Origin of the sequence: Phenylobacterium sp. (genome assembly GCF_030693625.1) — a bacterium.
Taxonomy (GTDB): Bacteria; Pseudomonadota; Alphaproteobacteria; order Caulobacterales; family Caulobacteraceae; genus Phenylobacterium; species Phenylobacterium ferrooxidans.
The window spans coordinates 1-20115 of the sequence record NZ_JAUYAF010000058.1 but is presented as its reverse complement, the minus strand read 5'-3'; the positions used below and the strand labels follow the sequence as shown (position 1 = coordinate 20115).

Annotated in this window: 20 protein-coding genes; 9 read left to right on the top strand and 11 right to left on the bottom strand. The window is 67.6% G+C overall.

Annotated elements, in window-relative coordinates; genetic code table 11:
• Positions 1 to 366: 366 nt before the first annotated feature.
• Entirely contained in the window at positions 367 to 1320 is a 954-nt protein-coding gene (locus Q8N10_RS11785) for an alpha/beta hydrolase fold domain-containing protein (RefSeq protein ID WP_304783326.1), read from the bottom strand.
• On the opposite strand from Q8N10_RS11785, the gene Q8N10_RS11780 reads away from it, so the two are divergent.
• The gene (locus Q8N10_RS11780) at positions 1301 to 1807 is read left to right on the top strand and encodes a helix-turn-helix transcriptional regulator (protein WP_304783321.1); all 507 of its coding nucleotides are present in this window, start codon (positions 1301 to 1303) and stop codon (positions 1805 to 1807) included. The two genes, Q8N10_RS11785 and Q8N10_RS11780, sit on opposite strands and share 20 nt — an antisense overlap.
• Here Q8N10_RS11780 and Q8N10_RS11775 read toward each other — a convergent pair.
• From Q8N10_RS11775 to Q8N10_RS11760, 4 genes are all read right to left on the bottom strand, one after another.
• A complete protein-coding gene (locus Q8N10_RS11775; RefSeq protein WP_304783319.1) occupies positions 1804 to 2790 on the bottom strand; it encodes an NAD(P)-dependent oxidoreductase in 987 nt (328 codons plus the stop codon). The genes Q8N10_RS11780 and Q8N10_RS11775 overlap by 4 nt on opposite strands.
• A gap of 3 nt (positions 2791 to 2793) precedes the next feature.
• The gene (locus Q8N10_RS11770) at positions 2794 to 4287 is read right to left on the bottom strand and encodes a Ppx/GppA phosphatase family protein (protein ID WP_304783316.1); all 1494 of its coding nucleotides are present in this window, start codon (positions 4285 to 4287) and stop codon (positions 2794 to 2796) included.
• Entirely contained in the window at positions 4268 to 6475 is a 2208-nt protein-coding gene (locus Q8N10_RS11765; RefSeq protein ID WP_304783313.1) for an RNA degradosome polyphosphate kinase, read from the bottom strand. Before Q8N10_RS11765 ends, Q8N10_RS11770 begins: the two co-directional genes overlap by 20 nt.
• Before the next feature lie 63 nt (positions 6476 to 6538).
• Positions 6539 to 7177 carry a DnaA/Hda family protein gene (locus Q8N10_RS11760; RefSeq protein ID WP_304783310.1) on the bottom strand — a complete coding sequence of 213 codons (639 nt, stop codon included), beginning with the start codon at positions 7175 to 7177 and terminating at the stop codon, positions 6539 to 6541.
• Positions 7178 to 7505: 328 nt separating this feature from the next.
• Between Q8N10_RS11760 and Q8N10_RS11755 the strand changes: the two genes are divergently transcribed.
• Positions 7506 to 9800 carry a TonB-dependent receptor gene (locus tag Q8N10_RS11755; protein ID WP_304783307.1) on the top strand — a complete coding sequence of 765 codons (2295 nt, stop codon included), beginning with the start codon at positions 7506 to 7508 and terminating at the stop codon, positions 9798 to 9800.
• A 72-nt stretch (positions 9801 to 9872) separates the two neighbouring features.
• Here Q8N10_RS11755 and Q8N10_RS11750 read toward each other — a convergent pair whose 3' ends face one another.
• Complete coding sequence (locus Q8N10_RS11750) at positions 9873 to 10634, bottom strand: arginyltransferase (RefSeq protein ID WP_304783304.1); 762 nt, start codon at positions 10632 to 10634, stop codon at positions 9873 to 9875.
• Between the two features lie 86 nt (positions 10635 to 10720).
• The gene (locus tag Q8N10_RS11745; RefSeq protein ID WP_304783301.1) at positions 10721 to 11623 is read right to left on the bottom strand and encodes a flagellar motor protein MotB; all 903 of its coding nucleotides are present in this window, start codon (positions 11621 to 11623) and stop codon (positions 10721 to 10723) included.
• Between the two features lie 87 nt (positions 11624 to 11710).
• Here Q8N10_RS11745 and Q8N10_RS11740 point away from each other — a divergent pair, with 87 nt between their 5' ends.
• The 3 genes from Q8N10_RS11740 to Q8N10_RS11730 are packed head-to-tail and all read left to right on the top strand — an operon-like array spanning position 11711 to position 13653.
• Positions 11711 to 12568 (top strand): NAD(P)-dependent oxidoreductase, encoded by an 858-nt coding sequence (locus Q8N10_RS11740; protein ID WP_304783299.1) that lies wholly within the window; start codon positions 11711 to 11713, stop codon positions 12566 to 12568.
• Positions 12565 to 13086: a GNAT family N-acetyltransferase gene (locus tag Q8N10_RS11735; protein WP_304783296.1), complete on the top strand. Its 522-nt coding sequence runs from the start codon at positions 12565 to 12567 to the stop codon at positions 13084 to 13086. Before Q8N10_RS11740 ends, Q8N10_RS11735 begins: the two co-directional genes overlap by 4 nt.
• Before the next feature lie 60 nt (positions 13087 to 13146).
• On the top strand, positions 13147 to 13653 hold the full coding sequence (locus tag Q8N10_RS11730; RefSeq protein ID WP_304783293.1) for a GNAT family N-acetyltransferase: 507 nt from the start codon (positions 13147 to 13149) through the stop codon (positions 13651 to 13653).
• Here the strand turns inward: Q8N10_RS11730 and Q8N10_RS11725 are convergent.
• From Q8N10_RS11725 to Q8N10_RS11710, 4 genes are read right to left on the bottom strand one after another with little or no spacing between them, the layout of a single operon-like run.
• Entirely contained in the window at positions 13650 to 13973 is a 324-nt protein-coding gene (locus Q8N10_RS11725) for a hypothetical protein (protein ID WP_304783290.1), read from the bottom strand. The two genes, Q8N10_RS11730 and Q8N10_RS11725, sit on opposite strands and share 4 nt — an antisense overlap.
• A 25-nt stretch (positions 13974 to 13998) precedes the next feature.
• Positions 13999 to 14388: an NUDIX domain-containing protein gene (locus Q8N10_RS11720; protein ID WP_304783287.1), complete on the bottom strand. Its 390-nt coding sequence runs from the start codon at positions 14386 to 14388 to the stop codon at positions 13999 to 14001.
• Positions 14385 to 15401: a porphobilinogen synthase gene (hemB, locus tag Q8N10_RS11715; protein WP_304783284.1), complete on the bottom strand. Its 1017-nt coding sequence runs from the start codon at positions 15399 to 15401 to the stop codon at positions 14385 to 14387. The genes Q8N10_RS11720 and hemB overlap by 4 nt, the downstream gene beginning before the upstream one ends.
• Positions 15402 to 15411: 10 nt before the next feature.
• Positions 15412 to 15891: a hypothetical protein gene (locus Q8N10_RS11710; RefSeq protein WP_304783282.1), complete on the bottom strand. Its 480-nt coding sequence runs from the start codon at positions 15889 to 15891 to the stop codon at positions 15412 to 15414.
• 84 nt (positions 15892 to 15975) lie between these two features.
• Here Q8N10_RS11710 and Q8N10_RS11705 point away from each other — a divergent pair, with 84 nt between their 5' ends.
• Genes Q8N10_RS11705 through mmsB form a run of 4 tightly spaced genes read left to right on the top strand, consistent with a single transcriptional unit; the run spans position 15976 to position 19884 of the window.
• Positions 15976 to 17115, top strand: coding sequence for an isobutyryl-CoA dehydrogenase (locus tag Q8N10_RS11705; RefSeq protein WP_304783279.1), 1140 nt, complete (start codon positions 15976 to 15978; stop codon positions 17113 to 17115).
• A complete protein-coding gene (locus tag Q8N10_RS11700) occupies positions 17112 to 18167 on the top strand; it encodes an enoyl-CoA hydratase/isomerase family protein (RefSeq protein WP_304783276.1) in 1056 nt (351 codons plus the stop codon). Before Q8N10_RS11705 ends, Q8N10_RS11700 begins: the two co-directional genes overlap by 4 nt.
• A 60-nt stretch (positions 18168 to 18227) precedes the next feature.
• Positions 18228 to 18983, top strand: coding sequence for a class I SAM-dependent methyltransferase (locus Q8N10_RS11695; protein ID WP_304783273.1), 756 nt, complete (start codon positions 18228 to 18230; stop codon positions 18981 to 18983).
• A gap of 13 nt (positions 18984 to 18996) precedes the next feature.
• Positions 18997 to 19884 carry a 3-hydroxyisobutyrate dehydrogenase gene (gene mmsB / locus Q8N10_RS11690; protein ID WP_304783270.1) on the top strand — a complete coding sequence of 296 codons (888 nt, stop codon included), beginning with the start codon at positions 18997 to 18999 and terminating at the stop codon, positions 19882 to 19884.
• The last annotated feature ends 231 nt before the right edge of the window (positions 19885 to 20115 follow it).

Genomic DNA, 20115 nt, shown 5'->3' with positions numbered 1-20115 from the left:
TAGGGCGATGCGGGTTGCGAGCCGCCGTCCACCCGTCACGCACCGTTTATGCACCGCTGACCCACCGGTGGCGGCCAAACGGCGCTTGCGGGTTTGGCGCGATGGGCGGACCCTCATGAGGCCGAGAGGGACTGCGGCGCGGGCGGCCCGGGAAACCGGACCACCAGGCGGGCAGGAGGTTCCAGGCAAGGGGCTGACGGGGCGACCTGTCAGCAACCAGCCCGGGCGACACCGGTCGAAGGCGAAGCGGCGCAGGGCGACCTGCAAACCGACGCGGCGACTGACCTTAGAAGCGCAGCTCCCGCAAGGGATCTGGATGAGAGGGCGGCATGTCGGGCGACCGACGTGTCGCCCTCTTGCTATGGACTATGCCGCGGCGCTCACGTGGGCCTCGATGAAGGCGGCCGCCAGCTCCAGGGACTGGCGGGCCTCTGCGCTCTCGGTGCGCTCCCACACGTGGGTCTGGCCGCGCCACACCCGCAGGGTCAGTTCACCGCCCGTGGCCTCGACGGCGTCGGCCAGGCGTTTGGCGTCATCGAAGACGATGTCGGTCTGGCTGGCGTGCACCAGGATTGGCGGCAGGCCCGAGAGGTCGCCGAAGATGGGCGAGGCCACCGGATGGGTGGCGGGTCGTCCCTGCAGGTAAAGGCGACTCATCACGCCAAGCGAGGCCATGCTGTAGGGCGTGGACCCCGCCAGCGAGGCCGCCGTCACCGACCAACTCTGCAGCGACAGGTCCACCCAGGGCGAGAACAGCAGCACCCCTTCCGGCAGACGACCGCCCTGGTCGCGCACCTGGCACAGGGCCGCCAGCAGGATCGCCGCGCCGGAGGACTCCGCCACCGCGATCAGCGGTTCATCAGGATAGGTCGCCGCCAGCCAGTCCCAGGCGGCCACGACGTCCTCAATGGCGGCGGGGCATGGATGCTCGGGCGCCAGTCGATAGTCGGGGGAGAACACCCTGGCGCCGGCCGCGGCGGCCAGCTTGGCGATCATGCGGGTGACCCGGGGGCTCTTCTCGCAGACGAAGGATCCGCCATGCACGTAGAAGACGAAGCCGCGGTCCTCTCCCTTGGAGGGTCGGAACCAGGTCGCCGCGATGGGGGCCGGCGAGGGCGGTGAAGGCGGCCCGCTCCAGGCCTCGGCCTCGACCCGGGCCAACGGGCCGACCGGCCGGTCGTGGCGCAGATAGGCGCGGCGCAGGCGCTCGACCGACCGCCGCAAGCGCTCGCCGCCGCCCTCCACCAGATGAACCTCGCGGGCTATGCCGCGGTCGAAGGCCCATTGAAAGAAGCGGTTCTTGATCGTCTGGGCGGTCAAAGACCACGCCCTGGCGTCGCCGCGGCTCGCCACGACTTCCGTACGCACGCGTCCCGCGCGGGACTGTTCAAACAACGCCACCGATGCCATTAGCTTCACTATGGCGGACAAGGATCGGCTCAGACAACTTGTTATCGGCGACGGCGCCGTCGCGGCCTACAGCAAGATCTATCCGGACGCCGCCGAACGTCTGTTCTTGGCGCTGGATGGCGACGATCCGATCATGCGGGCCCTGAGCGAAAGCGTGCTAGGCGCGCAGGAGCTGCGGCAGGCGGCGGTCACCCGGGTGTTGGCCGATGAGTTCGGGCTCACCACCGCCGAGGCTGCGGTTGGCGCCATGCTCTGCACCGGCGCCAATCTGCGGGATATCGCCGCCGCGCGGGGCGCAGCGGTCGCCACGGTCCGCAACCAGGTCAAGAGCGTGATGGCCAAGGCTGGGGTCCGCCGGCAACCGGAGTTGGTCGCGCGGCTGCTGGCCTACCTCTAGAGCCCCACCTCGCTGGGCGAGGCTTCGTTGATCAGCGGCTCGCCGGCCAGGAAGCGTTGCAGATTGTCGACGAACAGTTGGTCGCCCCGCGCGGGCGTCCCCTGGCCGGAGTTGGAGGTGTGGGCGCTGATCCGGACATTGGGGTGGTCCCACATCCAGCTGTCGGCCGGCAGGGGCTCCACCTGGAAGACGTCCAGCACCGCATAGCCAGGCTTGTCGGTGTCGAGGCCGCGCTTGAGGGCGTCCTCGTCCACCAGGCCGCCGCGGCCGATATTGATCAGGATGGCTCCAGGCTTCATGGCCTCGAAGAAGGCGTCGTCAGCCATGTCGCGGGTGTCGTCGTTCAGGGCGCAGGCCAGGACCACCACGTCACTCTGCGGCAACGCCTGGGGCAGGCCGGCCATGGTGATGGTGTCGTCGGCCATCTCGGCCGGCTTGTCGCTATGGCGCACGACGGTCAGGTGGACGCCGAAGGCCTTGGCGCGCCGGGCGATCTCCGTGCCGATGGCGCCCGCGCCCACCAGGGTCCAGCGGGTCTGGCTGATCTCCCGATAGGGCGTCGACTTCCACTCTTTCCTCGCCTGCAGGTCGCGCTGAGCGGCGATCGGCGCGATGAGGGCGAGCGCATGGGCAAGGACGTATTCCGCAATGGCCACGGCCTGGGCGTTGCTCTTGGACAGCCGCACGCCCTTGGCCATCACCGATTTGAAGATGGGCGCGTCGAGGCCGGCGTTGAAGGTCTGCATCCACTGGGTCTTCGAGCCCTTGAGAATGCGGCCCATGAGAGTGGGCAGCAGGCCGCCGCCATAGGCGTCCAGTGTGGTCCAGACGATCTCGGGATCGACCTCTTCAACGCTGATATCCTGGCCGTTGCGCTGGAAGCTGTCGGGCCCGGTCACGGTGACGATGTCCAGCTCGCCGACGAAGGGGGCGATACGGGCCTTTACGCGCTCATAGGCGGTGGCGGAGAGCAGCAGCTGCATCGGTCAGACCATTTCGAGTTTGAGTTTCAGCGCCTGGGCCAGGGTGGTGGCGCGCTTGGCGGTCTGTTCGCCCAGCAGCATGTCGCACCAGTCCGGCTCGGCGCCCAGGGTGAGGCGGCCGCCGCTGATCACCAGGCTGGCGTGGGGCAGCAGGGTGGCGTTGCGGCCGGAGAGGTCGCAGCCCAGGCGGACGGCGGCCCCCAGGGCGCGGGCCCTCTGGCGGCGCTCGGGCGAGAGCACCTTGGCCACGGTCTCGGGCTCGGGCGTGACAGGCGCGCTCGAGTGGCGCGCGAAGGCGACGCAGGCGAGGAAGGCGCGCTCGGCGTGGGTCATGCCGGCGATGGGAGCCCGCAGGACCTGGTCGAAGGCCAGATCGGCCCGGTGATCGGGGTGCAATCGGGCCCCGAGGTCCGCCAGCCGGCAGGCGGCCGCGGTGAGGACGGCGTCGCGCTCGCCGAACACCGGCGGCAGGGTAGCGAAGGCCCGGGTCAGCCAGGTCTCCAGGGCGAGGCCCAGGTCCTGGGAAAGGCCGCGAACGGCGGTGAGGGCCTCACAGCCTTCGATCAGCGGGTCTCGCGCGCGTTCCTCCGGGGACATGGCCTCCAGCAGCAGGCCCTCGCGCAGGCCATAGGCCGAGATCACGACCTTCTCGACCCCCAGCCGTTCGATCAGGGCGTCCAGGACCAGGGCCGAATAGGGCAGGGTGTCGAAACGCTTCTTCGACAGGCCCTGGATACGTTCGAGCGAACCGCGGGACTGTCGGCTGACGAAGCGGGCCACGTCCTGGGCGTCCGCGCGGGTCATCTCATACTGGTGAGCGACGCGCAGGGGGTAGTCGGCCATGATCATGTGCAGCAGCGCCAAGTTGCGCCAGGCGCCGCCGACGGCCTGGAACTGCGACGTGGCGAAGCGCTCCCCCATGGGGGCCAGGGCCGCGTCGATCCGCTTGCGGGTCTTGTCGACGTCCAGCGGCCGTGGGGCGCCGAGGGAGAAGGGGCCCAGGGGCAGGGTGACGCCGTCGCCGGACCGTCCCTCCTGCAGGCGGATCAGTTCCAGGCTGGACCCGCCCAGGTCGCCCACCACGCCCTTGGCGTCGGGCTGTCCGGCGATCACGCCAAGGGCGGCGTAACGCGCCTCCTGTTCGCCGGTCAGGATGCGGACCTGCAGGCCCGTCTCTTCCTGAACCCGAGCCAGGAAGTCCCGGCCATCGACGGCGTCGCGGGCGGCGGCCGTGGCCACCACCATGATTTCCGAGGCGTGCAGCCCGTCCAGCACCGCGCGGAAGCGGCGCATGGCGGCGATGGCGGTCTCTATGCCGTCTGGCGATAGCCGGCCCGTGGTCGGCAGGTCGCGGCCAAGGCCAGCCAGGGCCTTTTCGTTGAAGATGGTCCAGATCGCCCGGCCTTCCAGCCGGTAGATGACGAGACGTACGGAGTTGGAGCCCAGGTCGATGACGGCGGCCTGGCGACCGGGCGAACTATCCGTGCGTGGCCACATGATCGATCGCGCGCGGCATGTCCTTAACCTTCTGTCCCCGGCCAGACAGGCTGGGATTGGTCATGAAATACTCGTGCGCGGAGAAGGCGCCCGGGTGGTCCCACGAAGGATCGCGGGTATAGCGGCCCTCGGCGTCCAGCGTCCAGCTTTGCGCCTCGTCTTTCAGGTTGGCGACCATGATCTGCTGGAGTACCTGCTGGTGCACCGTGGGATTTTCCACCGGCGTCAGGCACTCCACCCGGCGGTCCAGGTTGCGCGGCATCCAGTCGGCCGAGGAGATGAACACCCGGGTCTCCGCCGAGGGCATGGCCGCACCGTTGGCGAAGGCCACGATGCGAGAGTGCTCCAGGAAGCGGCCGACGATGGACTTGACGCGGATATTCTCCGACAGGCCCGGCACACCGGGGCGCAGGCAGCAGATGCCGCGAATCACCAGCTCGATGGCGACCCCGGCCTGGCTGGCCTCGTAGAGCGCATCGATCAGCACGGGGTCGACGATGGAGTTGAGCTTGCACCAGATGCCGGAGGGCTTGCCGGCCCGGGCGTTTTTCACCTCGCGGCCGATCAGGGTCAGCAGGTCGGTCTTCATGGTGATCGGCGAAAAGGAGAGCTTCTCCAGCCGGTCAGGCGTGGCGTAGCCGGTGATGTAGTTGAACAGCCGGGCGCTATCGCGGGCCAGGGCCGGGTCGGTGGTGAACAGCGACAGGTCGGTATAGATGCGCGCCGTGATCGGGTGGTAGTTGCCGGTGCCGAAGTGGCAGTAGGTGCGCAGGGTGTCGCCTTCCTTGCGGACCACGATCGAGAGCTTGGCGTGGGTCTTGTACTCCACGAAGCCGAAGACGACGTGGACCCCGGCGCGTTCGAGATCGCGCGCCCACTTCAGGTTCGCCTCTTCGTCGAAGCGGGCCTTGATCTCCACCAGGGCGGTGACGTTCTTGCCGTTCTCGGCGGCCTCGATCAGGGCGGCCACGATGGGGCTGTCGGACGAGGTCCGATAGAGGGTCTGCTTGATCGCCAGGACATTGGGGTCGCGGGCGGCCTGGCGCAGGAACTGCACCACCACATCAAAGCTCTCGAAGGGGTGGTGGACGAGGATGTCCTTCTCGCGGATGGCGGCGAAGCAGTCCCCGGCATGGTCGCGGATCCGCTCCGGGAAGCGGGGTTCGAAAGCCTTGAACTTCAGGTCGGGGCGGTCGGGCGGAATCAGCTGGGAAAGTTCGTCGAGCCCCAGCAGGCCGTCGACCATCAGGATGTCGTCTTCGCGGGCGTGCAGGTTGCTGACGATGAAGACCCGCAGCTCCTCGGGCATCGCCTGTTCAATCTCGACCCGGACGACCGAGCCCAGGCGGCGCTGCTTCAGGCGCGCCTCGAACTCCCGCATCAGGTCCTCGGCCTCTTCCTCGATCTCGATGTCGCTGTCGCGGATCAGCCGGAAGACACCCTGGGCCTCGATCTCGCAGTCGGGGAACAGATGGTCGAGGAATAGGGAGACCATGTTCTCCAGCGAGATGAACCGCCGCTCGGGCTTGCGCCGGCGCGATGGAACCGCCGGCAGGGGCCAGAACCGCGCCACCTGCGCCGGGATCGGCACCAGGGCGTAGAGCCGCCGGCCGTCCGACTGGCGCCGCAGCTTCAGGGCCAGGGAGAAGGCCAGGTTCGGAATGAAGGGGAAGGGGTGCGCGGGGTCGATAGCCAGAGGGGTCAAGACGGGGAACAGGCGGCTGGCGAAGGTGTCCTTGAGGGCTTCCTTCTCGGCGGCGGTCACATCCTGCGGACCCACGACATGCAGACCCTCGCCGGTCAGCTCGACGCACAGTTCGCGCCAACGGGTCTGCTGGCCGGCCATGAGGTCGGCGGCTTCGGAATTGACCCGTTCAAGCTGCTCGGCCGGGGTCAGGCCGTCCTGGCTGACAACCCGCACGCCTTCGCGGACCTGGGCCTTCAGGCCGGCCACGCGGACCATGTAGAACTCGTCGAGGTTGTTGGCCGAGATCGACAGGAAGCGCAGGCGTTCCAGCAGGGGGTGCCGCGTGTTCTGGCTCTCGCCCAGCACGCGCTTGTTGAAGGCCAGCCAGGACAGCTCGCGATTGAAGAACCGGCTTTGCGACTTCAGCAATTCGGCGTCCAGGGTGAGCGGTTCGCGCCCGATTTCGACACCGTCGGATCGCAGGGGCGCAGCATAGGTCATCGGTGGGCATTCCCGAGGCTGGAGATCGAGCCTCTTCTGACCCAACCGACTTGAGGCTTCAAGTTATCCATCGAAAAGGTCAAGATTGTCCGTATCCTCTTCAAGGATCTGTCGCGCGAGCGCGCGCGATATGGGCCGCTGTTCCTCGTCGGCCGCCTCATCCAGCTTCCTGACGATCTCGCGGGCCGCGGGGATCGACCTTTCCATGCGCCGCAGCAGATAAGGGAAAACCTCCTTGGGCGGCCGAATGCTCCGCTCTCGGAAGAATTTTCTCAATACACCTTCCAGAACCTGGTCGTCCGGCTCCTCGATGAGGGCGACAGGCAGGGCGTTCAGACGCGAGCGTAGGTCGGGGAGCTGGGCAGGCCAGGCGGAGGGGGCCAGGCGCGCGGTGAGCAGCAGGCTGCCGCCATCGTGGCCGGCCATGTTGATCAGGTGGAACAGGGTCTCGGCGTCCATGCCCTGATCGACATCCTCCACCAGGACCGGACGTCCATTGGCGGCGGCGATGTCGGTGGCCTCGCGGTCCAGGACCAGAGCCCGGGACTGAGCGGCCCAGCCCTGGGCCAGGTGGGTCTTGCCGCTGCCGGGCGCACCCAGCAGCACCAGGCAGCCGCCATGCCATGCCGGCCAGGCATCCAGGGCCGCGATCGCCTGCGCGTTGGAAGGGCCCTGGCTGAATTCGCGGCGCGCGTAGGACACGGGTCGCCTGAGGCTCAGGCGCAGCTGTCGCACTATGCGTCTCTCGGGGCGGTGTCGGTCACGGGCCGACCTTACCTGCCGCGCCGCACGGGGTCGATGTGAACAGGGCGCGCAGTTGGGGATGAACGGTGCGTCGCTGCAAGGGGAGGCGCCGCGGGGCGCGCGTGGCGCGGGTCGGCGCCGCGTTGGGGAGCAGCCAGCTGCCTGTCTGCGCGCCGATCCGGCGATCGCCCGCATAATGCGGAGCTTGACCAGTTGTCGCTGTCTTCAGCCGGGACGGTAGGCCAGCTTTCCTCCGCACCAAGAACGGTGAGCTGGGGATAGCTCGATGAACATTCTGAACCTGCGCCGCACGGCGCTGTTGTCCGGCGCGGCGGTGGCCACGGTCCTGAGCGCGCCGACCTGGGCGCTGGCCCAGGGGCCGGGGACCGTGGAGGAGCTGGTGGTGACCGGCAGCCGGGTCTCGGAGGCCTCGGTGGCCATCGGCACCGACCAGGCCACCGCCACCGTCGCCATCACCCGGGAGGCGTTGCTTTCGGCGCCGGCGGGGGTGACCGGCCTGAAGATGCTGGAGTCCCTGCCGGGGTTCAACGTGCAGGCCAATGACGCGCTGGGCATGTACGAGTTCGGCAACTCGGTCTCGGTCCGGGCCTTCAATTTCCAGCAGATCGGCTTCCTGCTGGACAACATCCCCATGGGCCGCAGCGACCAGTTCGGCGGCAGCCCGATCTATCGTTACGTCGACAACGAGAACCTGCTGCGGGTCACGGCCTCGGCGGGCTCAGGCGATGTCAGCCTGCCCAGCTACGCCTCCCTCGGCCCCATCGTCAGCTACCTGACCCAGGTCCCCGATGAGGAATTCGGCGGGGTGGTGAGCCAGAGCCTCGGCAGCGACAACCTGCGCCGCACCTTCGCCCGCATCGACCTGGGCGAGCATGGCGGCCTCTCGGGCTATGTGAGCGGCTCGTGGATCAAGGGCGACCTGTGGCGCGGGCCGGGTGACATCGAGCGCACCCACTACGAGGCCAAGCTGCGTTACGAGGTGGGCGAGGGCGCCATCACCTTCCAGACCGTCCACAACGACTATTTCGACTTCGACTCGCCCTCGATCACCAAGGCCCAGTACGCCGGCACGGCGGGCGACATCTTCGGTCGCTCGGGGCGCAGCTTCGCCTATCTGGGCTATGTGCCGGTGCTGCCGGTGACGGCGGCGGGGATCACCTACTCCAACACCGCCTATAACCAGTACTACAAGCAGGCCATCAACAGCCGGCAGGACCACCTCTACGGCCTGACCTACGACACCCCGATCGGCGAGAGCCTGAAGCTGACAGTTGGGGCCTACTACGAGTCCAAGGAGGGCTATGGCGTTTCGCCGGAGGCCTATGCGACTTCACTCACCAACTACAACGCCGAACGGCTGATCGTGCCTGGGCTGTTCGCGCCCCTGGGCCTGCAGTACGGCCTGTCGACGGTGGACGGGACGCGACAGGGGGCGACCGGAAAGCTGACCTGGAGCATCGCCAACCACGACATCTCCGGCGGCGTCTGGGTGGAGAACGACGATTATCACCGCACCCAGCAGCGCTATAACCAGGTGGGCGGCAGCCCGGATGGCGCGCCGCTGCTGAGCCAGCCGGTCCACCTGCAGCGCAACTACGTCTCGACCCGTGACACCGTGGAGTTCTTCCTGAAGGACACTATCGGCCTGCTCGACGACCGGCTGAAGATCGACCTGGGTTTCAAGAGCCTGAGCGTCGACTACAACATCGCGGGCTACCGCAATCCGGCCGACTTCATCGCGCGCCGCCAGCCCTCGGTCTCCAAGACCTGGGAGGACAACTTCCTGCCGCAGGTAGGCGCGGTGCTGGACGTCAACGGCCGCGACCAGATCTTCGCGTCCTACTCGGAGAACATGGCCCTGCCTCGCGGCGCCGACGACATCTTTTCGGCCGCCAGTCCGCTGGCGCCGGGACCGGAGGCCGAGACCTCCAAGAACTGGGAGATCGGCTACCGCGCCAACCGCCCGACCTTCAACGCCTCGATCGTGGCCTACAAGACGACCTTCGAGAACCGGCTGCAGTCCTTCGCCTCAGTGGTGCCAGGGTCAACGACCACCGAGACCTTCTTCCAGAACGTCGGCGGCGTGGAAGCCCACGGCGCGGAGTTCAGCGGACAGTGGAAGCCGGAGTTCCTGGGCGGGAAGGTCTATTTCAACACCAACCTCAGCTACAATATCGCCGAGTTCCAGGACAACTTCGCCACCTTCGCCATCGCCGGCAAGCGGGTCCCTGACTTCCCCGAATGGCTGTGGACCGGCGGTGTCACCCTCGAGCCGGTGGAGGGCGCTGTGATCAACATCTCGGCGCGTCACATCAGCTCGCGCTTCACCAACTTCGTGAACAGCGAGAAGACCGACGGCTACACGATCTACAACGCCTATGTCGATCTGGGCGACGGGTTCGGGGCCGGGCCGTTCGAGCAGATCAAGGCCCGGGTCAATATCGACAACATCCTGGACGAGGACTACCTGGGCACGGTCAACACCACGACCAACACGCCTGCGAGCTTCCGGCCGGGGCCCCGGCGGACCATCCAGTTCACGATCTCAGCGGAGTTCTAGGCGTACGCGCCGCCGTGGCTCATCCCACGGCGGCGTCGAACTTGCCGGCGCAGCGCGCCCGAAGCCAGCAGGTCAGATCGCCTCGGCGACCCGGTCGCGGGCGGATATCAGGCGCCAGCCCTCGGGGCGAAGCAGCTCTATGGGGGAGAAGCGGACCTTGTAGTCCATCTTCTCCGAGCCTCGGACCCAGTAGCCGAGATAGACGTAGGGCATGCCGGTGAGGCCGGCCTGGACCACGTGGTCCAGGATCACGAAGGAGCCCAGGCTGCGCCGGGTCACGGTGGGATCGTAGAAGCTGTACACCAGGGAGAGACCGTCGCTCATCAGGTCGACGAGAGCGCAGGCCACCAGGTCGCCGGGGCCGCCATCCCTGGAGCGCAGGCGATACTCGATGATGTGGGTGCGGACCGCGGTGTCCTCGACCATGGCCACGTAGTCGGGCCAGGTCATCTCGGCCATGCCGCCGTCGGCGTGCCGGGTCAGCAGGTAGCGCCGGAGCAGGTCGAACTGCTCCATGGTGGCCTCGGCCTCCACCAGGTGGCGCTCGATGTCCTCGTTGCGGGCCAGGGTCTTGCGCTCCGAACGCGAGAACACGTAGTCCACGGCCGGGATCCGGGCCGAGACGCAGGCCGAGCAGGACTCACAAGCGGGGCGATAGGCGATGTTCTGGGAGCGGCGGAAGCCCACCTGGGTCAGGGAGTCGTTGACCGTGGCGCCGTCCGACAGGGGCAGGTGAGCGAAGACCTTGCGCTCATGACGTTCCGGCAGATAGGGGCAGGGGCTCGGCGCCGTCAGGAAGAACCTGAGCTGTCGGGTCGGAAAATGTTGCGTCACGGACTTGCGATCGCTCTCGAACCACTGCGCCTAACCCGATTAGGCGTCATGCCGGTGGGTTGCGCAAGTGTTCCGAGAGTCACAGCCTAGAACCCGTTATTCGGCGGCAGCACCGGGGCTTCGCGCAGCAGGACGATGGCGATCCGCCGGTTGCCGGGCAGGGTTGGATCGTCCGGATACAGCGGTTCGGAATTGGCCTTGCCAGCCACCTGATAGACCCGGTCGGGATCCACGCCGGTGGTCTGTAGAAGGCGGCGCGAAGCGTCGGCGCGGGCCGAGGACAGGGCCCAGTCAGTGTCGGCCTTGCGGCCGTTCATGCTGGCCGAGGTGTGGCCGGAAATGCTGATCCGGTTGGGCAGCTGGTTGACGATCTTACCCACAGCTCGCAGCAGCAGCTTCGCCCGGTCATTGGGTTGCACCTGTCCCTCGTTGAACAGGGAACGACCTTCCTGGTCGACGAGCTGGATGCGCAGACCCTCGGGGGTCTGGTCGATGATGATGTTCTTCGAGAGCTCGGCGAGCTCAGGCATGTCCTGCAGCGACTGGCGCAGGGACTGGGCGGCCGACTGGAAGGCGGCTTCCTCGCGCTTCTCCAGCGCCTCCTTCATGGCCTCGCTGGAGGCCTGGGAGTCGATCGCCTTGGCAGCGTCGGAGGCCTTGCCGTCGTCAGGATTCTTGGACTCCGGAGACATCTCCTCGATGATCGCCATGGAGCCCGCGCCCTTGGCCCCGTCTTCGCCCAGGGCGGTGCCGGCCAGGATACCGCCGGCGCCGGAGGTGGTTTCTGAAACGCTGGCGGGGGCGAAGTAGTCGGCGATGCCGCGCTTCTGTTCCGGGCTGGTGGTGTTGATCAGCCACATCAGCAGGAAGAAGGCCATCATCGCGGTGACGAAGTCGGCGTAGGCCACCTTCCATGCGCCACCATGGTGTCCATGACCGCCGCCCTTCTTGATTTTCTTGATCAGGATAGGGGCTTCGCCGACGGCCATGATTCAAATCCGGTTAACGCTGATTCCAGCGCAAGGTGCGGTGAGGCTCGTTAAGATGGCGTTGAGTTTGTTCAGAAGGGTGGGGACATGAAGGTCGCGTTCGTGGGCTTGGGAGTGATGGGCTTCCCGATGGCCGGACACCTGGCCAAGGCCGGCCACGAGATCGCGGTGTTCAACCGTAGCCCGGAGAAGGCGCAGCGCTGGGCTCAGGCCCACGCCGGCCGCGCCGGAGCGTCCGTCGCCGAGGCCGCCCACGACGCCGAGATCGCCTTCCTTTGCGTAGGGAATGACGATGACGTCCGCGGCGTCGTGTCCCAGGCCCTCCCGGCGATGGCGGCCGGGGGAATCATCGTCGACCACACCACCACCTCGGCGAAGGTGGCTCGCGAGATGGCGGACTTGGCGGCGCGGGACGGCCGGTTCTTCGTAGATGCGCCGGTGTCGGGGGGGCAGGCCGGCGCGGAGAACGGTCACCTGACCGTCATGTGCGGCGGCGATCCGCCCGCCTATGCCCGGGCCGAGCCGGTGATCATGGCGTTCGCCAAGGCCGTGCGGCTTATGGGCGAGGCCGGCGCAGGCCAGCTCACCAAGATGGTCAACCAGATCGCGATCGCCGGCCTGGTCCAGGGCCTGGCCGAGGGGATGCACTTCGCCAAGCGGGCGGGGCTCGATCCGCTCGAAGTCTATGAGGCGATCTCCAAGGGCGCGGCCCAATCCTGGCAGATGGACAACCGCTGGAAGACCATGGCCGAGGGGAAGTTCGACTTCGGATTCGCAGTGGACTGGATGCGCAAAGACCTAGGCCTGGTGCTGGACGAGGCGGCGTCGAACGGCGCGACCCTTGAGGCCACGGCCCTGATCGACGGCTTCTACCGCGAGGTCCAGGCGATGGGCGGCCGCCGCTGGGACACCTCAAGCCTCGTCGCGCGGCTTGAAAAGCCGTGACCGTGATACGGCCCGCCGTCCTGCCGCGGGACGTGGAGAGGATCGCAGCGATCGACACGGCCGTGCAGAGCACCAGTGTCCTGGCGGCGAACGCCGGACCGGAGGGGATCGTCCTGCGCTCAGTTCCGCAGACCGTGACGAAGGTCTTCCCCCTGGAGGACCTGGAGGATCCCGATCGCCCATGGGACGTCGCCTGGGTGGCCACCGACGGGTCGCAGATTATCGGGTTCGCCGCCGTGGGCTTCCAGGCCTGGAACCAGCGGCTGGTGCTCTGGCACTTCTATGTGGACGCTGGCCGGCGCGGCCAGGGCCTCGGCCGGCGGCTGATGGAGGCGGTGCTGAACCACGCGCGGTCCCTGGGCGCGCGTCATGTCTGGTTGGAGACCAGCAACCAGAATCAGCTAGGTGTTGCGGCCTATCAGGCCCTGGGCTTCTCCCTAACTGGCCTGGACCTCACCCTCTATGACGCCACCCCCTCGGAGGGGGAGTTTGCTCTGTTCTTCAGCCGCGCCGTCTAGGTACAGTCGGGCGTTCCCAAAGCGGAGAACGACAGTGCGGGGAGGATCGTGGTGTCGGTGATGGTGCTTCAGACCGAGCGGCTGTTTCTGCGCCAGCTGACGCCCGACGACGACGCCTTTATCCTCGAACTGCTGAACGAGCCTGGGTTCCTGGAGAACATCGGCGACCGGCAGGTGCGCGACCTGGAGGGCGCCCGGCGCTATGTCGCCGAAGGACCAGTGGTCAGCTATGCCCGGCACGGCTTCGGCCTCTGGTGGGCGGGGCTGAAGGCCACCGCCGAGCCGGTCGGCATCTGCGGCCTGATCAAGCGCGAGGTGCTCGATCACCCCGACATCGGCTACGCTTTCCTGGCGCGGTTCTCAGGCCAGGGGTTCGCCTCGGAGGCTGGCGCGGCGGTGCTGGCCTATGGCCGCAGGGCGCTCGGCCTGGGCCGGATCGTGGCGATCACCAAGCCTGACAACGACGGGTCGATCCGGGTGCTGGAGAAGATCGGCCTGACGTTTGATGGGATGGTCAACCTGCCCGACCACGGCGGAGAGAGCCGCTACTTCGTCTCCGACGCTTAGTTTGGCGCCCAGCCGGAGGGTTCGCCGCCGGCGACTTCCGCGGCCTTGGTCTTCTTGTCCATGGCGCAGGCGTACTTCACCGGGGCCCCGCCCTGGGCCTTGCCGGTGAGGATGGCCATGCCGAAATTCTGGCTGCCGAACGCCGAGACCGCCACGGTCCAGGTCTTCACGCCCGAATCCTTTGTGGCGGCCGCCTTGCAGCGGGTGGCGACCTCCTTCTGGAACGCCAACCAGGCGTCGTCGGAGCTGGCGGCGGCGGAGCCGGCGAACGACAGGGCCAGTGAGGCGCCGATGACGGCGCGGACGAGGGATTTGGACATGGTCGTCTCCATCGGGGCTCTGGGCCTAGAATAACCGCGGCAGGACCTGGGTTTCCAGTAGGGGAGCGAGGCGCACCGCGGGCGGCGTGGTCGGATCGATCCACAATAGTTCGGCGATCTCAGCCTGGGCCGCGACCTCGCCGCGGATCGTCGCGTGATAGATCGCGCCCTCCACCTGGGTGTCGGGCTCGTTGGCGGCCGGCGCGCTGAAGACGCCGAGCGGGCGGCTCTCGACCAGGATGCATCCCAGTTCCTCGGCAAGTTCGCGGGCCAGCGCAGCGGTGTCGTCCTCGCCGGGAGCGCGCTTGCCGCCAGGCAGCATGAAGGCGGTTGTGTCGGCCTTGCGAACCGTAAGCAGCCGCCCCGCTCCGTCGCGGATCACGGCCGCGACGATGCGGATCAGCGGCTGGGTCACGCGCCCATGAGCCGGGCGGCGACCGGTGCGAAATAGGTGATCACGCCGGCGGCCCCCGCGCGCTTGAAGGCGCCCAGGCTCTCCAGGATGGCGCGTTCCTCGTCCAGCCAGCCGTTCTGGGTGGCGGCCTTGATCATCGCGTACTCGCCCGAGACCTGGAAAGCGAAGGTGGGCATGGCGAAGGTCTCCACCACGCGCTGCACGATATCGAGATAGGGCATGCCCGGCTTGACCATGACCATGTCGGCGCCCTCGGCGATGTCGAGGGCCACCTCGCGCAGGGCCTCGTCCGAATTGGCGAAGTCCATCTGGTAGGTCTTCTTGTCGCCCGGGTTGTCCACCGAGCCGGTTCCGAGCTTCCCGGAACCGATCGCCTCGCGGTAAGGGCCATAGAAGGCCGAGGCGTACTTAGCGGCGTAGGACATGATCATAACATCCTGAAGTCCCGCGCTTTCCAGGGCCTTCCTTAAGGCCCCGCAGCGGCCGTCCATCATGTCGGAGGGCGCCAGGATGTCAGCTCCGGCCTCGGCCTGCATGATCCCCTGGCGGACCAGGGTCTCGATGGTCGGGTCATTGAGGATGCGGCCGTTCTCGATCAGCCCGTCATGGCCGTGGTCGGTGAAGGGATCCAGCGCCACGTCGCACATGATCCCGACCTCGGGGGCGGCGTCCTTCATGGCCTTGACCGCCGTGGCCACCAGTCCGTTGGGATCGTGGGCCAGGCTGCCGGTGGCGTCCTTCTTAGCCCCGTCGATGTGGGGGAAGACCGCGATGGCGGGGATGCCAAGCCTGCGGGCCTCCACCGCGGCCTTGGCGCAGTCCTTCACCGAGAGGCGTGACACGCCAGGCATGGAGCCCACTGGAACCTCGCCCTCGCCCTCATGCACCACCATCGACCAGATCAGGTCGGCCGGAGTCAGCACGCTTTCGCGGACCAGTCGGCGGACCCAGTCAGCCTGACGCAGACGGCGCAGGCGCAGGGCGGGGTAGGCGGCGAGATGGGTGTTTTTCATGGGCCGCTATCTAGGCCGGGTGGGAGGTCAGGCCAATCCCTCGCGCCGAGACCAGCCGGATAAAGCCTATGGCCGGGGCCGCGATCAGCCACAGCCCGGCCAGCAGCGACAGCACCACGGCCGCCACCAGGAGGCTGACGATCCGCCCGTCGAGAACCATGCGGGAGAGGTCGATATTGATGGTGGAAAAGCCGTCCCAACCGTTGACCCGGGTGAACTCCAACAGTTCACCGACTCCGCTGATGAGCGCCCCAAGTCCGCACGCCCCGGCGGCCATGGTCAGGCCAAAGGCCACCCAGAAGATCCTGATCTGGAAATCGTGATGCGAGCGGATGGCCACCGGCGCTTCGTCCCGCTGCGAATAGGCGATGATCACAGCGATCAGGGCCGGGATGCCGGCGAAGAAGATCGACGCGAACAGCAGGCCATAGTTGACCAGGGCGAGGTTTCGCGCCGCCTCTGGCCCTCGTCCCATCAATTGATCCGTCATCGTCCGACTCCCCGCGCGTCGTTGACAGGTTGCGCCTACGGAGCGAGTTCCTCAAGCTAACCCCTTCCGAAGGCCGCCAAGATCATGGATTTCACCCTCAACGAAGACCAGCGCGCGATCGAGGACGCCGCCCGTGTCTTCGCGGCCGAGGAGTTGGCTCCGCACTCGGCCCGCTGGGACGAGGACAAGCACTTTCCGGTCGATGTCCTGCGCAGGGCGGCGGGGCTCGGTTTCGCCGGGCTCTATGTGCGGGAGGACGTCGGCGGCTCGGCCCTGAGCCGACTGGACGCCTCCATCGTCTTCGAACAGCTGAGCTATGGCGACGTGCCGACCGCGGCCTTCCTTTCAATCCACAACATGGTCTCATGGATGATCGATCGGTTCGGGTCCGACGACCTGCGCCAGCGATACCTGCCGCGTCTGACCAGCATGGAGCTGATCGCCTCCTACTGCCTGACGGAGCCCGGCTCTGGGTCGGACGCCGCGGCGCTGGGGACCACGGCGAAGAAGGACGGCGACAGCTACGTCCTGGCGGGCTCGAAGGCCTTCATCTCGGGCGCCGGGAGCTCCGACCTCTATCTGGTGATGGCCCGCACCGGGGCGGCGGGCGCCAAGGGTGTTTCGGCCTTCGTGGTGGAGAAGGACCAGGCGGGCGTCTCGTTCGGAGCCCAGGAGCGCAAGATGGGCTGGAACGCCCAGCCCACGGCTCAGGTGAACCTCGACGGGGTCCGCGTGCCGGAAGCCAACCGCCTCGGCGGGGAGGGGGAGGGCTTTCGCTTCGCCATGGCCGGCCTGGACGGCGGGCGCATCAACATCGCCTCCTGCTCGCTCGGCGGCGCGCAGCTCGCCCTTGATACGGCGCGGGAATACCTGCTCACCCGCAAACAATTCGGCCAGGCCCTGGCCGACTTTCAGGCCCTGCAGTTCCGGCTGGCGGACATGGCCACCGAGCTGGACGCCGCCCGCCTGATGGTCCGACGGGCCGCCGCCGCCCTCGACGACCGCGATCCCAAGGCCACCCAGTACTGCGCCATGGCCAAGCGGATCGCCACCGACACCGGTTTCGAGGTCGCCAACCAGGCCCTGCAACTGCATGGTGGCTACGGCTATCTGAAAGACTATCGCCTGGAACAGATCGTGCGCGACCTGCGAGTCCACCAGATCCTGGAAGGCACGAACGAAATCATGCGGGTGATCATCGCCCGGGAGCTGCTGCGCCAATGAGTGATGACGAAGTTGTGGTCCGCATCGAGGGCCGCGTCGGCCGCCTGACATTGAACCGGCCCCAGGCGCTGCACGCCCTGACCACCCGGATGTGCGAAATCCTCACCGAGGCCCTGCTGGCCTGGAAGGATGATCCGGCCGTAGCCCTGGTGCTGCTGGATCATTCCGGCGAGCGCGGCTTCTGCGCCGGCGGCGACATTCGCATGCTGGCCGAAAGCGGGGCGGCGGACGGCAAGGCGGCCCGGGAGTTCTTCTTCAAGGAGTACCGGCTGAACCACCTGCTGTTCAGCTACGCCAAGCCGGTGGTGGCGATCATGGACGGGGTGACCATGGGCGGTGGCGTCGGCCTGGCCGCGCCCTCCCAGTACCGGGTGGCTACCGAGCGGACCACCTTCGCCATGCCTGAAACCGGGATCGGCCTGTTCCCCGACGTCGGCGGGGGCTGGTTCCTGTCGCGCATGCCCGGCCACATCGGCCTGTGGCTGGCGCTCACCGGCGCGCGTCTGAAGGCGGCCGACTGCGAACTGGTGGGGATCGCCACCGACTACATCCCGAGCGATCAGATCGAGGCTTTCAAGAGCGCCCTGATCGCCGACCCCGCCGCCGTCGAGACCCTGCTGACGGAGTTCGAAGGCGACGCGGGCAGGCCCCGCCTGGCGGAGCATCAGGACGAGATCGAGCGCATCTTCGGATTGGCCAGCGTCGAGGCCATCGTCGAGGCGTTGCAGCACTCCGACACCGACTGGTCGGACGACCAGCTCAAGGCCCTGGCCTCGAAGTCTCCCCAGACCCTGAAGGTGGCCTTCCGGCAACTGGCGCTGGGCCGCAAGGCCGCGAGCTTCGCCGAGAACATGGAGATGGAATACCGGATCGGCGCCCGCGTCGTGCAGCGCCACGACTTCATTGAGGGCGTGCGCGCCGTCATCGTCGAGAAGGACAACGCGCCCAAGTGGAGCCCCGCCACCCTGGAGGGGGTCACCGAGGCCATGCTGGACGATATCTTCTCCCCCCTGCCTTCCGATGAGACCTGGTCGCCCCTACCTCCACTGTAACGAGACGCCTTGGGTCGCCGAATGGCGTTCCGAAAGACAACGAAACTTGGGAGAGAACCGATGACACGCAATCTGTTGCTGGCCGCCGTCGCGGTCCTGGCGCTTTCCGCCGGCGCCGCCCAGGCCGCGCCCTCCAGCGAGGTCGCCGCCGCAGTGGCCGACAAGGCTCGCCCCGAGGCCGACACCAAGCGCGACGCCGACCGCAAGCCTGCCGAGATGCTGGAGTTCGCCGGGGTGAAGGCCGGCCAGACCGTGGCCGATTTCCTGCCAGGCGGCGGCTATTTCACGCGCATCTTTTCCAAGGCCGTCGGGCCCACGGGCGTGGTCTATGCGGTGATCAACGCGCCGCCGCCGAACCCGGCGCCCGACGCCAAGCCCAACCCCATCCTCGCGGTGGCCGCTGATCCCGCCTACGGGAACATCAAGGTGGTGCAGGCCAGCTTCCAGACCCTGGCCCTGCCGACCCAGGCCGACGTGATCTGGACGGCGCAGAACTATCACGACCTGCATCTGGCCCGTTTCAACCTGGACGTGGCGGCGGTCAACAAGGCCGTCTATGCGGCCCTGAAGCCGGGCGGCGTCTATGTCGTGCTGGACCACGCCGCCGTCGCGGGCGCCCCCCTGGACACCGCCGACAAGCTGCACCGCATCGATCCGGCCATCGTGAAGAGCGAACTGGCGGCGGCTGGCTTTGTCTACGAAGGCGAGAGCACCCTGCTGCGCAACACCACCGACGACCACACCAAGGGCGTCTTCGATCCGACCCTGCGCGGCCACACCGACCAGTTCATCTACAAGTTCCGCAGGCCCAAGTAAGGGAGCTTCGCCCATGACGCGGATCGCGTTCATCGGTCTGGGAAACATGGGCGGCGGCATGGCCGCCAACCAGGCGCAGGCGGGCCACGAGGTGGCGGCCTTCGACCTGTCGGCCCAGGCGCTGGAGAAGGCCGTGGCGGCGGGTTGCCGCGCGGCCGGTTCCGCGGCGGAGGCCGTCGGCGACGCGGAGGTCGTGATCACCATGCTGCCGGCCGGACCCCACGTGCGGGCGGTCTATGTCGACGAGGTGCTGACCAAGGCGCCCAAGAGCGCCCTGCTGATCGACTGCTCCACCATCGATGTGGAAAGCGCGCGCGGCGTGGCGGCCGACGCCAAGGCCCTGGGCTTCCGGTTCGCCGACGCGCCGGTCTCGGGCGGCACAGCGGCGGCCGAGGGCGGAACGCTCGCCTTCATGGTGGGGTGCGACGAGGCCGACTTCGCCGCGGTGGAGGGGGCGCTGGCCCCCATGGCTCGCGCCGTGATCCGGGCCGGCGACCACGGGGCGGGGCAGGCGGCCAAGATCTGCAACAACATGGTCCTGGGCATCTCGATGATCGGGGTGTGCGAGGCCTTCGCCCTGGCCGAGAAACTGGGCCTGGACCCCGACCGGTTCTTCGAGATCGCCACCAAGTCGTCAGGTCAGTGCTGGTCCCTGTCCAACTACAGTCCTTGGCCCGGCCAGGTGCCGGCGGCGCCTTCGAATCGCGACTACGAGGGCGGTTTCGCCACCGCGATGATGTTGAAGGATTTGAAGCTGGCGCAGGAGGCTGCGGCCAGGTCGGGGGCCGCTACGCCGATGGGGGCTCAGGCCGAGGGGATGTACGCCCTGTTCGATCGCCTGGGGGGCGGCGCCAAGGATTTCAGCGCGATCCTCCAGCTCTTCCGGGGCAATCTACCCTGAGGCGGGTTATCGCCGTTCACGAACTCTGACTGCACGCTCACGAAATGTGCGGTCTTGCGACATGACGGATTGTAGACAACGGGGTCGGGCGGCGCGATAAGCCCGGCGAAGCTAAGGGGACCGGTTGCGGCGCGAGATGGTCGAGCGCGCGGCCGGAATTCAAGTCGATGGATTACAAGGCCGCGTTCAGCACCGCTCTTGAGCAGATTCACGCCGAGGGTCGTTACCGGG

Excerpts from the sequence above, each read along its gene's own strand:
- Q8N10_RS11775 (WP_304783319.1), bottom strand. The coding sequence starts at position 2,790 with ATGCAGCTGCTGCTCTCCGCCACCGCCTATGAGCGCGTAAAGGCCCGT.
- Q8N10_RS11770 (WP_304783316.1), bottom strand. The coding sequence starts at position 4,287 with ATGTGGCCACGCACGGATAGTTCGCCCGGTCGCCAGGCCGCCGTCATC.
- Q8N10_RS11765 (WP_304783313.1), bottom strand. The coding sequence starts at position 6,475 with ATGACCTATGCTGCGCCCCTGCGATCCGACGGTGTCGAAATCGGGCGC.
- Q8N10_RS11755 (WP_304783307.1), top strand. The coding sequence starts at position 7,506 with ATGAACATTCTGAACCTGCGCCGCACGGCGCTGTTGTCCGGCGCGGCG.
- Q8N10_RS11745 (WP_304783301.1), bottom strand. The coding sequence starts at position 11,623 with ATGGCCGTCGGCGAAGCCCCTATCCTGATCAAGAAAATCAAGAAGGGC.
- Q8N10_RS11740 (WP_304783299.1), top strand. The coding sequence starts at position 11,711 with ATGAAGGTCGCGTTCGTGGGCTTGGGAGTGATGGGCTTCCCGATGGCC.
- Q8N10_RS11730 (WP_304783293.1), top strand. The coding sequence starts at position 13,147 with ATGGTGCTTCAGACCGAGCGGCTGTTTCTGCGCCAGCTGACGCCCGAC.
- Q8N10_RS11725 (WP_304783290.1), bottom strand. The coding sequence starts at position 13,973 with ATGTCCAAATCCCTCGTCCGCGCCGTCATCGGCGCCTCACTGGCCCTG.
- hemB (WP_304783284.1), bottom strand. The coding sequence starts at position 15,401 with ATGAAAAACACCCATCTCGCCGCCTACCCCGCCCTGCGCCTGCGCCGT.
- Q8N10_RS11710 (WP_304783282.1), bottom strand. The coding sequence starts at position 15,891 with ATGACGGATCAATTGATGGGACGAGGGCCAGAGGCGGCGCGAAACCTC.
- Q8N10_RS11705 (WP_304783279.1), top strand. The coding sequence starts at position 15,976 with ATGGATTTCACCCTCAACGAAGACCAGCGCGCGATCGAGGACGCCGCC.
- Q8N10_RS11700 (WP_304783276.1), top strand. The coding sequence starts at position 17,112 with ATGAGTGATGACGAAGTTGTGGTCCGCATCGAGGGCCGCGTCGGCCGC.
- Q8N10_RS11695 (WP_304783273.1), top strand. The coding sequence starts at position 18,228 with ATGACACGCAATCTGTTGCTGGCCGCCGTCGCGGTCCTGGCGCTTTCC.
- mmsB (WP_304783270.1), top strand. The coding sequence starts at position 18,997 with ATGACGCGGATCGCGTTCATCGGTCTGGGAAACATGGGCGGCGGCATG.